The organism is Tamlana sp. s12 (genome assembly GCF_016767215.1).
Classification (GTDB): Bacteria; Bacteroidota; Bacteroidia; order Flavobacteriales; family Flavobacteriaceae; genus Pseudotamlana; species Pseudotamlana agarivorans.
Genome location: NZ_CP068547.1, coordinates 265,536 through 282,383, shown reverse-complemented (window position 1 = coordinate 282,383; position 16,848 = coordinate 265,536). Strand labels below are relative to the sequence as shown.

General features: G+C 35.7%; 14 protein-coding genes. 10 read left to right on the top strand and 4 right to left on the bottom strand.

What is annotated here, in order from left to right; all coding sequences use genetic code 11:
- Window positions 1-94 precede the first annotated feature (94 nt).
- From panC to JJL45_RS01190, 9 genes are all read left to right on the top strand, one after another.
- Window positions 95-946, top strand: a complete 852-nt coding sequence (gene panC / locus JJL45_RS01230) for a pantoate--beta-alanine ligase (RefSeq protein ID WP_068601264.1) — start codon at window positions 95-97, stop codon at window positions 944-946.
- Between the two features lie 13 nt (window positions 947-959).
- Window positions 960-1,310 carry an aspartate 1-decarboxylase gene (panD, locus tag JJL45_RS01225; protein WP_068601266.1) on the top strand — a complete coding sequence of 117 codons (351 nt, stop codon included), beginning with the start codon at window positions 960-962 and terminating at the stop codon, window positions 1,308-1,310.
- 4 nt (window positions 1,311-1,314) lie between these two features.
- The gene (locus JJL45_RS01220; RefSeq protein WP_068601268.1) at window positions 1,315-2,283 is read left to right on the top strand and encodes a lysylphosphatidylglycerol synthase transmembrane domain-containing protein; all 969 of its coding nucleotides are present in this window, start codon (window positions 1,315-1,317) and stop codon (window positions 2,281-2,283) included.
- A gap of 89 nt (window positions 2,284-2,372) precedes the next feature.
- Window positions 2,373-3,521, top strand: a complete 1,149-nt coding sequence (locus JJL45_RS01215; RefSeq protein WP_068601269.1) for an alpha/beta hydrolase — start codon at window positions 2,373-2,375, stop codon at window positions 3,519-3,521.
- A gap of 32 nt (window positions 3,522-3,553) precedes the next feature.
- Window positions 3,554-4,912 (top strand): DNA repair protein RadA, encoded by a 1,359-nt coding sequence (radA, locus tag JJL45_RS01210; RefSeq protein WP_068601271.1) that lies wholly within the window; start codon window positions 3,554-3,556, stop codon window positions 4,910-4,912.
- A gap of 146 nt (window positions 4,913-5,058) precedes the next feature.
- Entirely contained in the window at window positions 5,059-8,463 is a 3,405-nt protein-coding gene (ileS, locus tag JJL45_RS01205; protein WP_068601273.1) for an isoleucine--tRNA ligase, read from the top strand.
- 4 nt (window positions 8,464-8,467) lie between these two features.
- Entirely contained in the window at window positions 8,468-8,845 is a 378-nt protein-coding gene (locus JJL45_RS01200) for a TraR/DksA family transcriptional regulator (RefSeq protein WP_068601753.1), read from the top strand.
- 231 nt (window positions 8,846-9,076) lie between these two features.
- Window positions 9,077-9,703 (top strand): lipoprotein signal peptidase, encoded by a 627-nt coding sequence (locus tag JJL45_RS01195; RefSeq protein WP_068601275.1) that lies wholly within the window; start codon window positions 9,077-9,079, stop codon window positions 9,701-9,703.
- Window positions 9,704-9,769: 66 nt separating this feature from the next.
- Window positions 9,770-11,662: a hypothetical protein gene (locus JJL45_RS01190; RefSeq protein ID WP_068601277.1), complete on the top strand. Its 1,893-nt coding sequence runs from the start codon at window positions 9,770-9,772 to the stop codon at window positions 11,660-11,662.
- On the opposite strand, the gene JJL45_RS01185 is transcribed toward JJL45_RS01190, so the two are convergent.
- The 4 genes from JJL45_RS01185 to JJL45_RS01170 form a co-directional block, all read right to left on the bottom strand.
- Window positions 11,659-12,222, bottom strand: a complete 564-nt coding sequence (locus JJL45_RS01185; RefSeq protein WP_068601279.1) for a 5-formyltetrahydrofolate cyclo-ligase — start codon at window positions 12,220-12,222, stop codon at window positions 11,659-11,661. The two genes, JJL45_RS01190 and JJL45_RS01185, sit on opposite strands and share 4 nt — an antisense overlap.
- A 237-nt stretch (window positions 12,223-12,459) precedes the next feature.
- Window positions 12,460-13,443: a succinylglutamate desuccinylase/aspartoacylase family protein gene (locus tag JJL45_RS01180; protein WP_068601281.1), complete on the bottom strand. Its 984-nt coding sequence runs from the start codon at window positions 13,441-13,443 to the stop codon at window positions 12,460-12,462.
- Window positions 13,443-14,318 (bottom strand): 30S ribosomal protein S6--L-glutamate ligase, encoded by an 876-nt coding sequence (gene rimK, locus JJL45_RS01175; RefSeq protein WP_067144934.1) that lies wholly within the window; start codon window positions 14,316-14,318, stop codon window positions 13,443-13,445. The genes JJL45_RS01180 and rimK overlap by 1 nt, the downstream gene beginning before the upstream one ends.
- A 1-nt stretch (window position 14,319) precedes the next feature.
- Window positions 14,320-14,739, bottom strand: a complete 420-nt coding sequence (locus JJL45_RS01170) for an ATP-dependent zinc protease (protein ID WP_067144933.1) — start codon at window positions 14,737-14,739, stop codon at window positions 14,320-14,322.
- 292 nt (window positions 14,740-15,031) lie between these two features.
- Between JJL45_RS01170 and uvrC the strand changes: the two genes are divergently transcribed.
- Window positions 15,032-16,825, top strand: a complete 1,794-nt coding sequence (gene uvrC / locus JJL45_RS01165; RefSeq protein WP_068601283.1) for an excinuclease ABC subunit UvrC — start codon at window positions 15,032-15,034, stop codon at window positions 16,823-16,825.
- The last annotated feature ends 23 nt before the right edge of the window (window positions 16,826-16,848 follow it).

Sequence of the window (16,848 nt, the reverse complement as noted above, 5' to 3'; positions counted from 1 at the left end):
AGCAATTGAAAATAAAAAACACGCAAAAATACAAAATTTTATGCAAATTGCTTGTAAAATCTTAAGTTTGCACCCGTTAATTTTATATTAAATCGTGGAAGTTTACTCAGAAAAACAACAAATTACAGCAGCGCTTGATGCTGTGAAAGCACAAAATAAAACCGTTGGTTTGGTGCCTACCATGGGAGCTTTGCATGAAGGTCATCTTGAATTGGTGAAAAAAGCTTTGGTTGAGAATGATCTAGTGGTGGTGAGTATTTTCGTGAATCCAACCCAGTTTGATAATAAGGATGATTTAGAAAAATACCCTAGAACTTTAGAAACCGACGTTGCGCTTCTAGAAGCAGTAAATGCCCAACGAATAATGGTTTATGCGCCAACTATTAATGATGTTTATGAAGGTGAATTGGTAGCTCAAAAATTCGATTTCGATGGTTTGGAGTTTGAAATGGAGGGTAAATTTAGATCTGGACATTTTGACGGTGTTGGTACCATAGTAAAGCGTTTGTTTGAAATTGTTAAACCTGAGAAAGCTTATTTCGGAGAGAAGGATTTTCAGCAGTTGGCTATCATTAAAAAAATGGTAGAGAAACATGACATGCCTATAGTTATTGTGCCTTGTGCTATTTATCGGGAATTGAATGGATTAGCAATGAGTTCACGTAATGTCAGACTTAAGCCAGATTATAAAGAAGCAGCCCCTTTTATTTATAAAACTTTAACATCTGCCAAAGAGAAATTTGGCACAGAAAGTGCTAGTGATGTGTCGGAATGGGTTGAAAATCAGTTTTCTGCACATCCGTTGTTGGATTTGGAGTATTTTATTATCGCCGATGAAAACACATTAAAAACAATTACAGAAAAAGAAAAACAAAAAAAATACAGAGCTTTTATTGCTGTTTATGCTGATGACATCAGACTAATCGATAATATCGCTCTAAATTAATTACCTTTGCCTCATGCAAATTCACGTAGTAAAATCTAAGATTCATAGAGTTAAATGCACCGGTGCAGAACTCAATTATATAGGTAGTATCACCATTGACGAAGACTTGATGGAAGCCGCCAATATTATTCAAGGAGAAAAAGTTCAAATTGTAAATAATGATAATGGCGAGCGCTTAGAAACGTATTGTATTCCAGGACCTCGAAATACTGGAGAAATTACCTTAAATGGAGCAGCAGCAAGAAAAGTAGCAGTTGGCGATACTTTAATATTAATTACCTATGCGATGATGGATATTGAAGAAGCTAAAGGGTTTAAGCCTGCTTTAGTTTTTCCTGATGAAGCGACAAACTTGTTAAAATAATTTATTGAATCAGAAAATAAAAAATCTGTTAAAGATTATACTCCCATTGTTATTGGGAGTTTTTTTAATCTGGTATTCTCTGTCTAAAGTTTCTATTGATAAACTTTTAGTTTATGTGCAAAACGCAAACTATTCATGGATTGTGTTGGGCATGTTTTTGGGGTTGTTAAGTCATATGTCACGGGCTTACCGTTGGCGATTTATGCTGTCTCCCATAGGTTATCATGTAAAGTTTGGAAATAGTTTTATGGCTGTTTTTGCAGCGTATTTAATTAATTATACCATACCAAGAGCGGGAGAGGTTGCTCGAGCCTCACTATTAACGAATTATGAAGGCGTTCCTTTTGAAAAAGGTTTCGGAACTATTGTCGCCGAACGTATCGCCGATATGGTTGTTATGATGGGGATTATGCTGATTACGCTTTTTCTTCAATTCGATTTTATATATGGCTTTTTAATTCAGAAGTTTAATCCGCTTAAGATTATACTGCTCTTAGTGGTTGGTCTTATCTTGTTTTTAATTGTTGCCTTTTTTGTGACTAGAAGTCAGTCTGCAATTGCTTTAAAAATTAAAACTTTTGTTGGAGGCTTAATTGAAGGGGTTTTAAGTATCTTCAAAATGAAAAACAAATGGGCGTATATTTTTCATACCCTTTTTATTTGGGGGATGTACGTACTTATGTTTTATATAACCACTTTTGCAATTAGCGAACTAGGGGTGGTTGCGCCCGGAGCAGTACTAGTTGGGTTCATTTCTGCAAGTTTTAGTATTGCTGCCACTAACGGGGGGATTGGGTCCTACCCTTTAGCAGTTTATGCAGCCTTTTCTTTATTTGGAATTCCCGAAGAACCTAGTATTGCTTACGGATGGATCATGTGGGCATCTCAAACATTAGTTATAATTGTTTGTGGCGGACTATCGTTAATCTACCTACCTATTTACAATAGAAAACGTATCAAAATCAAGGGGTAATACGAAGTTTGTACTTCCTAAAACTTTGCTTTTAAACTCTCGGTTTATTTATTACCTTGGCCTACCGAACCAAAATCTAATTATTTAATATGAAAAACCTACTTTTTGTTTTATTGTTTGCCGTGTCAGTGAGTTATGTGGGGGCACAGGTTAAATATCAAACCATCACTTCTTCAAAATTGGGAGAAGATCGTCAGCTGAAAATTCAACTGCCTCAAGGTTATAATAAAGATCAAGGGAACTATCCTTTAATTATTGTTTTAGATGCCGATTACATGTTTGAAGCTGTTGCAGGAAACGTTTCTTATTTTACGTATTGGGAAGATATGCCGCCAGCCGTTGTGGTGGGTGTAAACCAATTAAATAAGCGTTATGACGATTGTATGTATTCCGAGCAAAATTCATTGCCTATTGATTCTGGAGCAGCATTTTTTGAGTTTATCGGGTTGGAATTGATTCCGTTTATTGAAAAATCATTTAAAACAGGAAGTTTTAAGGCTATAATAGGTCATAGTGAATCTGCAAATTTCATTAATTACTATCTGTTAAAACCGCAACCGTTATTTCAATCTTATGTGGCTATAAGTCCAGATTTGGCGCCAAATATGTTGGATTATTTGCCAGAAGCTTTACGAAAAGTGCCATCTAAAACCTTTTATTATTTAGCAAATACAGATTACGATACAGAAACCATTAAGTCGATGACTGATGCTTTAAATTCAGATATTGCAGGTATTGAAAATGAGCAGTTAGAGTATAATTTTAATAACTTTAAAGATGTTTCGCATTATTCAGTTCCAACAAATGCTATTCCTGTAGCTTTAGAAAAAATGTTTAAAATCTATCAGCCTATTTCTAAAAAAGAATATAAGGAAGTTATTCTTGAATTGGAAACTTCGCCTGTAGTATATCTTCAAGAAAAATATCAAGAAATTAGTTCGGTTTTAGGTATTGAAAAACCTATTTTGATTAATGATTTTAAAGCTATTGCTGCTGCCATCGAAAAGAAAGAGGCTTACGAGTACTATGAGGAATTAGGTAAAATGGCTAGAAAATCTTATCCTGAAACTTTATTGGGAGGTTATTACATTGGACGTTTTTATGAGGAAACAGGTGAAACTAAACGTGCTATGAGAACTTACCAGTCGGCTTATACTTTAGATGAAATTGCAGGAATTACTAAGGATGAAGTGATGGATAGAGCTGACCTTATTAAAGCGGATTTTGGATATAACTAATCGCGTTGTTTCTGTTAAAATAAAAAGATTTTATGGCCAAGGTTAAAACCACATTTTTTTGTCAGAATTGCGGAACACAATTCGCAAAATGGCAAGGGCAATGTACTGCTTGTAAAGAGTGGAATACCATTGTAGAAGAATTGGTGCAAAAGGCTGAAAAAAGCGATTGGAAAACACCAACAACAGCATCAAAACGAGCGGCTGTGCCATTGTTAGTGAGTGAAATTGATACCTCGAAAGAGCCACGATTAAACACTTTTGATGGGGAATTAAACCGCGTTTTGGGAGGTGGTATTGTGCCTGGATCTTTAACACTTTTAGGAGGAGAGCCGGGTATTGGAAAAAGTACCTTGTTGCTTCAGGTTTCTTTAGGCTTGCCTTACAAAACGCTTTACGTTTCTGGAGAAGAAAGTCAGAAACAAATTAAAATGCGTGCCGAACGTGTTAATCCCAATAACAGTAATTGTTACATTTTAACAGAAACAAAAACTCAAAATATCTTTAAGCAAATAGAAGCTTTGGAGCCTGATATTGTGATCATAGATTCCATTCAAACCCTGCATAGCGACTATATTGAATCTTCCTCAGGGAGCATTTCTCAGATAAAAGAATGTACTACCGAACTTATAAAATTTGCTAAAGAAACGGCGACTCCGGTGCTGCTTATTGGGCATATTACTAAAGATGGAAATATCGCTGGTCCAAAAATTTTGGAACATATGGTAGATACCGTTTTGCAATTTGAAGGCGATCGTAACCATGTATTCCGAATTTTACGAGCTCATAAAAACCGTTTTGGTTCTACGAACGAATTGGGGATTTATGAAATGCAAGGTTCTGGACTTCGAGAGGTGACCAATCCTTCAGAAATATTAATATCAAAGAAAGACGAAGAGCTATCGGGTAATGCTATTGCAGCAACTTTAGAAGGTATGCGTCCTTTAATGATTGAGGTTCAGGCCTTGGTTAGTACTGCGGTTTATGGTACACCGCAACGTTCGGCAACAGGGTTTAATGCCAAGCGTTTAAATATGCTTTTGGCTGTTTTAGAGAAACGTGCTGGCTTTCGTTTGGGTGCAAAAGATGTTTTTCTAAACATTACTGGTGGTATCACTGTAGATGATCCGGCTATCGATTTGGCGGTTGTAGCTTCTATTTTGTCATCCAATGAAGATGTGTCTATTCCCAAAGATTACTGTTTTGCTGCCGAGGTTGGTCTTTCAGGTGAAATACGACCCGTTCAGCGTGTGGAACAGCGTATTTTAGAAGCTGAAAAATTAGGTTTTGCTACCATTTTTGTTTCTAAATATAACAAGATTTCGCTTCAAAATACTGCAATTAAAATTCAGCTTATTTCCAAAATGGAAGATTTAGTGGATTTTCTAGTTTAATCAGTTTTCAATCTTTTCAGGATAACAGAAATCGGTTTGTAAAAGGCGGACTTTGCATACTGTTAAACCCTTGTATTTTTCTTCTAAAAGCCAGTAAATTCAAGTATAATTCCTTAAATTCGCGGACTTATTAGAAATACAAGTAAATGAACGCTAAATTTCCTGAATATAAAGGTCTTAGCTTGCCAAATGTAGCAAGTGACATTTTACAATATTGGCAAGAGAACAACATTTTTGAGAAAAGTGTAACCACTAGAGAAGGTAAAGAACCCTACGTGTTTTTCGAAGGGCCACCATCTGCAAACGGGCTTCCCGGAGTGCACCACGTTTTAGCGCGTGCGATTAAAGATATTTTTCCACGTTATAAAACCATGAAAGGTTTTCAAGTAAAGCGTAAAGCTGGTTGGGACACCCATGGTTTGCCTATTGAGTTGGGCGTGGAGAAAGAATTAGGTATTACTAAAGAAGATATTGGTAAAAGCATTTCTGTTGAAGATTATAACGCCGCTTGTAGAAAAGCCGTGATGCGTTATACCGATGTTTGGAATGACTTAACTGAAAAAATGGGCTACTGGGTAGATATGGACGATCCATACATTACCTATGAACCAAAATATATGGAGTCTGTTTGGTGGTTACTAAAGCAGATTTACAACAAAAGTTTGCTTTACAAAGGCTATACCATTCAACCGTATTCTCCAAAAGCAGGAACAGGCTTAAGTTCTCATGAGTTAAATCAGCCAGGAACTTATCAGGATGTTACCGATACAACTATCGTGGCACAGTTTAAAGCTGTAACCGAAAGTCTTCCAGAATTCTTCCAAAATCAAGGAGATATTCACTTTTTGGCATGGACGACAACACCATGGACGCTTCCTAGTAACACGGCATTAACCGTTGGTCCGAAAATAGAATATGTATTGGTTGAAACCTATAACCAGTATACTTTTGAGCCTGTTAAAGTGGTATTGGCTAAAAAATTAGTAAGCTATCAGTTTTCTGGGAAATTCAAATTAGTCGAAGAGGCTTCTGAAATTTCAGCTTATAAACAAGGCGATAAAAAAATCCCGTATAGAATCATTAGTGAATGTATTGGTAAGGATTTAGTAGGAATAAAATACGAGCAGCTTTTAAAGTATACGCTGCCAAATGATAATCCGGAAAATGCATTTCGCGTCATTGCTGGTGATTTTGTGACTACCGAAGACGGTACAGGAATCGTACATACCGCGCCGACATTTGGTGCCGACGATGCCTTGGTTGCAAAACAAGCGACTCCAGAAGTACCGCCTATGTTGGTGAAAGATGAGAATGGCAATTTAGTGCCTCTTGTAGATTTACAAGGTAAATTTAGACCAGAAATGGGTGAGTTTGCTGGTAAATACGTGAAAAACGAATATTACAACGACGGTGAAGCGCCAGAGCGTTCGGTGGATGTTGAAATCGCGATCAAATTAAAAGAAGAAAATAAAGCCTTTAAGGTTGAAAAATATAAACACAGTTATCCAAACTGTTGGCGTACCGATAAACCAATTTTATACTACCCGTTAGATTCTTGGTTTATTAAAGTTACCGATGTAAAAGATAAAATGGTAGCGCATAACGACACCATTAACTGGAAGCCAAAAGCTACAGGAACTGGTCGTTTTGGAAACTGGCTTGCCAATGCGAACGATTGGAATTTATCACGCTCGCGTTACTGGGGTATTCCGTTGCCAATTTGGAGATCTGAAGATGGTAAGGAAGAACTTTGCATTGGTTCTGTTGAAGAATTAAAAAGTGAAATGGCTAAGGCTGTTTCAGCAGGAGTTTTAGAAAAGGATATTTTCGAAGATTTTGAAGTAGGAAACAATTCAGAAGAAAATTACGCGAAACTCGATCTTCATAAAAATATTGTCGATAACATTGTGTTAGTATCGCCTACCGGTCAGAAAATGTTCCGCGAAAGCGATTTAATTGACGTATGGTTCGATTCAGGATCTATGCCTTATGCACAATGGCATTACCCATTTGAAAACAAAGATTTAATAGACGATAAAAAATCGTACCCAGCCGATTTTATTGCTGAAGGTGTCGATCAAACACGTGGATGGTTTTACACGCTTCACGCTATTGCTACTATGGTATTCGATTCTGTAGCCTATAAAAATGTGGTGTCTAACGGATTGGTACTCGACAAAAACGGACAAAAAATGTCCAAGCGTTTAGGGAATGCCGTCGATCCTTTTGAAACTTTAAGCAATTACGGTGCCGATGCCACCCGTTGGTATATGATTGCCAATGCGAATCCTTGGGATAACTTAAAATTTGATATTGAAGGGGTAGAAGAGGTAAAACGTAAATTCTTCGGAACACTTTATAATACCTATTCATTCTTCAGTTTATATACAAATCTGGATAAGTTTAGTTATGCTGAAGCCGATATTCCGTTAGCAGAACGTCCTGAATTAGACCGTTGGATACTTTCAGAATTACATACCTTAATCCAGAAAGTGGATGCTTTTTATGCCGATTACGAGCCAACAAGAGCTGCTAGAGCGATTTCAGATTTCACTCAAGATTATTTGAGTAACTGGTATGTACGTTTAAGTAGAAGGCGATTCTGGAAAGGCGATTATGAGCAGGATAAAATTTCGGCTTATCAAACGCTTTATACCTGTATGGAAACCATAGCTAAATTAGGTGCGCCTATTGCTCCGTTCTTTATGGATAGACTGTATTTAGATTTAAATTCGGTGACCCAAAAAGAGCAGTTTGAAAGTGTGCATTTAGCAAATTTCCCTGTTTTTGATAGTGCTTTTGTCGATAAAAGCTTGGAGCGTAAAATGGAAAACGCACAAATCATATCTTCTTTAGTCTTGTCTTTAAGAGCTAAGGAAAAAATTAAAGTACGTCAGCCACTTCAAAAAATTATGATTCCTGTAAATTCTCTTCAGCAAAAAGAAGAAATCGCAGCGGTTTCAGAATTGATAAAACACGAAGTGAATGTTAAAGAGATTGAGCTTCTGGAAGATGCGTCGGATATCTTAGTAAAACAGATTAAACCGAACTTTAAAGTGTTAGGGCCGCGCTTTGGAAAAGATATGAAAGCCATTGCTGGAGCAGTAATTAACTTTACACCTGAAGATATTAACAAAATTGAACAAAATGGCAGTTTAGAAGTTGATATTAATGGAAAAAATATTACATTAGAACGCTCAGATGTTGAAATTACCTCCCAAGATATCGAGGGGTGGTTGGTAGCAAATGAAGGTGCTTTAACCGTAGCTTTAGATGTAACTATTTCGGAAGACTTGCGTAAAGAGGGGATTGCCAGAGAGTTAATTAACCGCATTCAAAATTTACGAAAAGATTCAGGCTTTGAAGTTACAGACAATATTGCTGTTAAACTTCTTAGAGATGAGCAAATTGTAAACGCTGTAGAGGCAAATGTGGCTTATATTAAGTCGGAAACTTTAACCAAAGAACTAGAAATAGTTGAAAATTTAGACGGTGGTATAGAAATTGCTTTTGATGATGTCAATACCAAACTGTTTATTGAAAAACATTAATATTATGGCAGATAACGTAAGATATTCGGATGCAGATTTAGCAGAGTTTAAAGCGCTAATTACAGAAAAAATTGAAAAGGCGAAATACGATTTAGACCTTATTAAAAGTGCCTACATGAATGATTCAACCAATGGCACTGAAGATACATCACCTACTTTTAAGGCTTTTGATGAAGGTAGTGCTGTTATGAGTAAAGAATCGAATTCTCAATTGGCTATTCGTCAAGAAAAGTTTATTCGTGATTTAAAAAACGCCCTTATTCGTATCGAGAATAAAACTTATGGTATTTGCCGTGTTACAGGAAAATTAATTAATAAAAAACGATTAGAGCTTGTGCCTCATGCGACTTTAAGCATTGAAGCAAAAAACATGCAACAATAAGTTTTTTAATATAGCTATATAGGCTGTCTGAAAAGTATTTTATATGTCATATTGAAGTTGTCAAAATATCTCAATGTACTATTACATTAAAGGTTTTGACACACTCAAACTAACAAACTAGAATGACATCACTTTTGAGACAGCCTTTTTATTTTTAGCTCTTACCTATTTTAAAATTTCACCATTTATGTATAAAGTTTTTAAAGCTTTATAGACTTCTAATTTCTGTCCATGTCTTTAAAGAAATCGATTTTTATTATCATTGTTATTTTACTTATTGATCAAATTAGTAAGATCTACATTAAAACACATTTTGCTTTACATGAAAGTGTTGATGTGTTTTCATGGTTTAAAATCTATTTTATTGAAAATGACGGCATGGCTTGGGGTACCAAAATTAGCGATTTTACATCCTTAATCTCCGATAGAAGCGCTAAAGTGGCCTTAACTTTATTTCGGGTGTTTGCTATTTTCGGAATTGGGTATTGGTTATATGATGCCACCAAAAAACGGAGCTCCATTATATTAATCGTGGCCATTGCCTTAATTTTTGCAGGCGCTTTGGGTAATATCATCGATTCGGTATTTTACGGTGTTTTATTTGACCATAGTTTCAATCAGGTTGCAACGTTTCTACCAGAAACGGGAGGTTACGATACTTTATTACATGGCCGAGTGGTCGATATGCTATATTTTCCTTTAATCGAAGTAGACTTGCCACATTGGCTTCCTGTGTATGGCGGCAAGCGTTTTAACTTCTTCGAACCTGTGTTTAATATTGCCGATGTGGCTATAAGTACAGGCTTTATTATGCTGATTGTATTTAATAAAAAGGCTTTTTCTAAAGCCGAAGCGTAAATTTATTCGGTCAAGAATTTTCTTCTGATAAGGGTTTTCCTATATTTGGGGTTTAAAGCCTTATAAATGAAGCCGAACCGCCTACTTTTAGCTCTTGTACTTGTTTTTACTTTTCAGAAAGTATATGTCCAAAACCATTACGATATTGTTTTTCCTAGGAGTGCCAATGAGAGAAATCAAAAATGTAAATCCTGTTTTGAAACTTTTAAAAACAAACCCAAGGAGGTTAAGTTTTCCATAAAAAGAGACGGGAATAACCTGTACTTTGAAGTGAATGATAAGGACTGGTTTAATAAATTATTTGCAACTGAAAGTGATGGTATTGCCATAGATTTGGTTACAAAAAGTAAGTATGATTGTAGTATAGATTCTATAGAAAACAAACAAATTCGTGGTCGATTGATGCGTCCACTCTATGGCTCACGATTACGGAAAGCCTTAAGGCCTCATGGCGATAAAGCCTATCGTGTGCATGTGGGTCGTGTTTCCGATATGGAAATTAAAGAGCCTATAGAATATAACATCCTCTTTTTAGGTAATAAAACACTTTGTCGATATAATCTGTTATACGATTTGGAATCTTACCCTTGGGATTTGCTCGATATGGGGATGTACTTGGATTCATTAAGTTATTCAACTAGAAAAATTCAAGCCAAAGGTCAAGAGGGCTATGATCTTAAGAATAAAACCTTGAAGTTTAAAATTCCTTTTGAAAAAGACAAAGCTGAATATTCCCAAGAAGATATAAAACCTATATACGATTCATTAAGACTTACCGATTATAATATAACTGCTATAAATATTAAGGCCTATGCTTCGGTTGAAGGGAGTTTAGAGCGTAATTTGGAACTGCAAGAGCAACGCGCCAATAGTATTGTGGCTTCATTGCAGTCGTTTCAACAACCTACTATTGAGACGACAGTTTCATCTTCCGAGAATTGGGTGGAATTTTTTAATGATATTAAAGGAACACCCTATGAAAATTTAAATACCTTAAGTAAAGATCAAATTAAAAGAGAGCTTGCTGCTGGTGTAAGTGAGAAAATGGAACCTATTTTGGAACGTCACCGTAAGGCCGTTGTCGATTTGGAACTGGAGCGCAAAGACAAGTACAAAACCATGTCTGAAGATATTTTACTTGAAAAGTTTCATGCCTCACTATCCTCCGATGATTTAGAAGAAGCTATAGCGATTCAGAATTCCATTTTTGAGAAAATTAAAGGAGGCACGGTTTCGCCATTATTTTTAAGAAAAATGGAAGTTCCTCAGCAGGAGAAATACGCTAATTTGCTTAATAAAAACATGTCCTTTTTATATATGATAGATAAAAGGCAAGCGCTAAACGTGTATAATGCGTTATTAGAACTTGAAAAATTAGTACCCCAGGATGCTCACGTTAAGTACAATATTACAGCTGTTAAAATTATATTATGGCGTCATAAATGGCAAGATGTTGATGATAATCAGATTAAAAATGATATCAATGCCTTGAAAACTTATGGCATTGACCATGCGCTTATTACCAGAATGCTTGTTAATTACAATATTGTTAAAGCTGAAGAGTACATGAGAAAACGCGATTATGACAATAAAGACAAAGCTGTTGGTTTTATTGATAAGCACTATAGCGAATTTACTTTATCTGACTACGACTATTTAAGTTTAGCACAATTTTTTACCTACTATGCAAATCTAGATTATGCTGTTAAGCTGTTGGAAAATAAGGCAAAAAGTATCGATGTAGACGAAGATTTACTTTACTATTACTTAAACCTGACTTTAGTTAATAAAGAACTTACTCAGGATACCGATTATCGTTCTATTTTACTCAATGCTTATAATATGAATCACAAGCGTTTTTGTGAGCTCTTTAATGCTGTTGAAGATGGAGGTGTGACCTTTCAATTGTTAGATGATGCCTATTTACGAGCAACGTACTGCGAAAGCTGTAACGATTAAAATCGATATGTTTTATGTGGTGTTACACAGAAATCTAATTTAACGTCTGTTTCAAAAGTTTCAATAGTCTCAGTTTCAGCTTCAAAAAAAGATAGGCCTATTTTTACGGTACCAGGTTTGCATTGTGCTAAAAAGCGATCATAAAAACCTTTACCATAACCAACACGATTGCCTTTGTTATCAAAAGCTAAAAGCGGAACAAAAACAACGTCAGTTTTACTGTTCTCTATTTCAATACCATCTACCGGTTCAGGAATGTTATAGCTATTTTTTTTAATCACGGTGTTGTCCGTGAGCAAGAAACTATGCATGGCGCCGGTAGTAAAATCAGATTTAGAAATCAGAATATTTTTGTCCTTTCCCGATAAAATATTCAGGATATAATCGGTGTTTATTTCTTTTTGTTCAGCAATACTTAAAAAGATATGGTAAAAAGTATAGCTCCAAATGGGTAAATGTAAAAGCTGATTAGAAATGAGTAAACTTAAATCTTCCAATTGTGCTTCGGTGAGTTCTGCTCGAAGCGCCTTATATTTTTTTCTTAATGCTAACTTATTCATGTTTATTTAGTTCGGTTGGCTTGTCTGACTACCATTAATTTGAATTAACTCTATTTGTTTTTAATGAATACAATTGTTTTGTTTTTGGAGTGCTGTCATTCAGACGAAGCATGAGGAAGAATCTTGCTATAGGAAGATTTCTCGTCAGTCGTTCCTCCTTCTGTCGAAATGACAAGTGGTTATTAAACCAGTAATTTCAGATTTTGTACTATCGTTACCATGTAGAACTCAAATTGCCTATGTTAATACACGTTTTAATTTTTTTGAAATGTGAAATAATGCATCGCCTTGATATACGACGGGCGCTTCATTAACATTAATAATATAACCCGAATTTGATGCTTTTACAAAGTAATTAAACTTTCCGTATGGGTCGGTAATATGACCTAAAACATCGCCTTTTAATACATATGCTCCAATATGAATAGAGGCTTTAAACATCCCTGAGTATTTGGCTCGTATCCATTTGCTGTCATCAATAAATACACAATCATGTCGCGGTTTAGACGATTTTATATTGGTGTTAAGCATACCCAGGTGTTTCAAAATACGCTTGGAACCATTAACACCTGAATTTGTAACCACATCATCAATATGAAAAGATTTACCGCCTTCAAAAAGTAATATTGGTTTTCCTAATTTCGAACAGGTAGCTCTAAAAGATTTCGATAAATTTTTGGAGTAAAGTACAAAAGGCGCTCCAAAAACTTTGGCTAAAGCGATAAGCTCTTCATTCGATTTTTCAAAACGAAGTTGAGGTGCATTAAAGCGCCCCGATCCCCCGGTATGAAAGTCGATTATAAAGTCTACATTCGGTATCACATCATTAATCAGTTTGTGAGCCACGCGTCCTGCAAGAGAGCCCGTAGGGCTACCAGGGAAAACACGGTTTAAATCACGACCATCGGGAAACTCACGTGTTAAGTTTATAAACCCGAAAATATTAATAACAGGCATACACATTATGGTGCCGCATTTCGGTTTGTTTATGTTTTTCGCGATGAGCTGTCTAACAATTTCAACCCCATTTACCTCATCACCATGAATACCTGCTGTAAATAAAACCGTTGGCCCGGGTTTTTTGGAGCGTTCAATAATTATAGGAACGTTTACTGGGGTAGAAGAGTGTAAGTTGGCCACATTAAAGTTAACCTCCTTACTTTCTCCCAATTTTATGGTAGTACCAAGAATGTGTAAATCACCTTTGTTTATGTTTGTCATTACCTTTTGTTTTTTTCAATAAAAGATATAATGGCTTTGGCGATGTTGCGACCAGTGGCTTTCTCGATGCCTTCTAATCCGGGTGTCGAGTTTACTTCTAAAAGTAGTGGGCCTCTAGATGATTGAAGCATGTCTACACCACAAACGGGTAGTTTAAGGGCTGCCGCTGCGCTCATAGCCAATTTGAGTTCATCATGACTTAATTTTATAATATTGGCTGAACCTCCACGATGCAGGTTGGAGCGGAACTCTCCTTCCTTACCTTGGCGTTTCATGGCGCCAACAACTTGTCCATCTACCACCAAGGCACGTAAGTCAGCGCCTCCGGCCTCCTTAATAAATTCTTGAACAATAACACGTGCTTGTAAACCATTAAAAGCTTCTAGGACCGATTCGGCAGCACTTTTAGTTTCGGCTAAAACAACGCCTAGTCCTTGGGTGCCTTCAAGTAATTTAATGATTACTGGCGTGCCTCCAACATGTTCGATAACTTCCTCGACATCTCTAGAGTAATTTGTAAAAACAGTTTTAGGCATGCCTATTCCTGCTTTGCTTAAACGCTGTAAACTGCGTAGTTTATCACGTGAGCGCTGGATAGCATCAGAAGTGACAATAGTAAAAACCCCCATCATTTCAAATTGCCTAACAACGGCACAACCATAAAAGGTTACCGAAGAGCCAATCCTTGGGATAATAGCATCTACGTAATCCAAATACCGGTCTTTATAGAAAATTGTGGGTTTTTCTTTTTCAATGATGATATCGCATTTTAGAGGATCGATAATTTCCATTTTATGTCCTCGTTTTTCGCCTTCTTCAATAAGGCGATCGGTAGAGTACAACTGCGAATTTCTTGATAGAACGACTATATTCATGTTATTTTTTTAGAAAGGAAACGTTTATTAAATCTACGTCTACTATAAATTTTTGTTTTAGAAACTGTCTGCCAATAAGCACTGGGAATTTCATATCGTCTCTTGTGCTTAAAGTTAGGTTAATCTTATATGTTTTGCCAAAAAAGACGATGTCAGATTTGATTTTGTAGCGATTTTCTTTGTAACCGTTACTGCTTTTTACATCGGTACGCCAGAAAGTGTCGAAAACTATTTCTGTTTTGCCAAAATTTTTATGGGTATTACTGTTAAAAATACATCTTAAAGTGCTGCCTTCTTCAATAATTTTTGAACAATGGATGGTAGAAGTGTAAGCTCCAGTGTCCATTTTTACATCTATATTGAAGAGCTCCAGATTAGGGAAGTCAACAATATCAGTGCGTCCGAGGGTTTTCTTACTCATTGTTATTTTTTTTAAAAGTGGCGCAATGTAGGGAATTAGTTAACTCAAATATAAAGAATAGCTATTATGATCTTCAATCTATAAAAAATAATTTACATCTACAGATTCTCACATGTTAAAGCGCATTCTTATTGTGCTTTATTTTTAGATAATGGATTAAATGTGACGTTAAAGTACTAGGCTACATTTACTACAATTCTGGCTTTGAGAGTGTTGTTTTTATGAATACTTAAAGCGATTTATTAAAGCTGTGAATTTCCTTTAAAATCTAAAAAGAATTACCTTTACGGGAATGGATCAGCCTAATCTAGAGATACAATTAAAAACGCTTCCCAATCAGCCAGGAGTTTATCAATACTATGATAAAGATGGCGTTATTATCTATGTTGGGAAGGCTAAAAATCTAAAAAAAAGAGTCAGTTCCTACTTTAATAAAACACACGATAGCGGGAAAACTAGGGTTTTAGTAAAAAAAATTGTAGACATTAAGCATATTGTTGTCGATACAGAAACCGATGCGCTGCTATTAGAAAACAATCTTATAAAAAAATACCAACCCAGGTATAATGTATTGCTGAAGGATGATAAGTCATACCCTTGGATTTGCATTAAAAAAGAGCGATTTCCCAGAGTGTTTAGCACCCGACGTGTTTTTAAAGATGGCAGTGAATATTTTGGTCCCTATACCAGTTTAAAAACGGTTTATACTTTATTGGATTTGATAAAAGGGCTATATAGTCTTAGAACTTGCAATTATCATTTGTCTGAAGAAAAAATAGATTCAGGGAAATATAAAGTATGTTTAGAATATCACTTAGGAAACTGTAAAGGGCCTTGTGAAGGATTGGAAACTGAAGTGGCTTATAATGAGAATATCAAAGCCATTCGTGAGATTTTAAAAGGAAATTTTAAAGACTCGTTGCAGCAATTTAAGGTTCAAATGAAAGCTTATGCTGAAAATTTGCAGTTTGAAGAGGCTCAAAAAATTAAAGAAAAAGTTGAGATTTTAGAAAACTATCAAGCAAAATCGACCATTGTAAATCCTAAAATAAGTAATGTCGATGTGTTTTCGATTATGAGTGATGAAAGTTATGGTTATATCAACTTTTTACAAGTATCTTACGGTTCTATTATTCGATCTCATACTTTAGAAATTAAAAAGAAATTAGAAGAAACCGATCGCGAACTTTTAGAGCTGGCTATCACTGAAATAAGGCAACGATTCAATTCCAATTCTAAAGAAATTTACGTACCTTTTAATGTAGATTTGGGTGAAGATATCAAGGTTACGGTGCCTAAGTTAGGTGATAAAAAACACATTCTCGATTTGTCTTTACGAAATGCAAAATACTATCGTATGGAGCGTTTTAAGCAAATAAAAATAGTAGATCCCGACCGACACGCCAATCGGATCATGGCACAAATGAAAATAGATTTAAGGTTGTCGGAAGAACCACGACATATAGAGTGTTTTGATAATTCTAATATTCAAGGAACAAATCCGGTAGCGGCATGTGTGGTGTTTAAAGATGGTAAGCCAAGTAAGAAAGACTACCGTCATTTTAATATCAAAACGGTTGTAGGACCAGATGATTTTGCTTCGATGGAAGAGGTGGTGTACAGACGCTATAAGCGCATGGTTGAAGAAAATCAATCCTTGCCTCAATTAATTATTATTGATGGTGGTAAGGGGCAGTTGTCTTCGGCTTTAAAAAGTTTAGACGCTTTAGGTTTACGTCAGGAAATTGCCATTATAGGTATTGCTAAGCGTTTGGAAGAATTATTTTATCCCGATGACCCTGTCCCGCTATATTTGGATAAAAAGAGTGAAACGCTTAAGGTTATTCAGTTTTTACGAAATGAAGCACACCGTTTTGGTATCGAGCATCATAGAAATCGTAGAAGTAAAACGGCCTTAAATACCGAGTTAGAAACCATACCAGGTGTTGGCGAAAAAACAATTGTAGAACTTTTAAAGCATTTTAAATCGGTAAAACGTATATCAAATGCTAAACTTGAAGAATTGGAAGCTGTTATAGGGCATTCTAGAGCTTCAAAAGTGTATAACCATTATCATAAAAATTAAAAAATTAAGGCTGTAATCCTAAT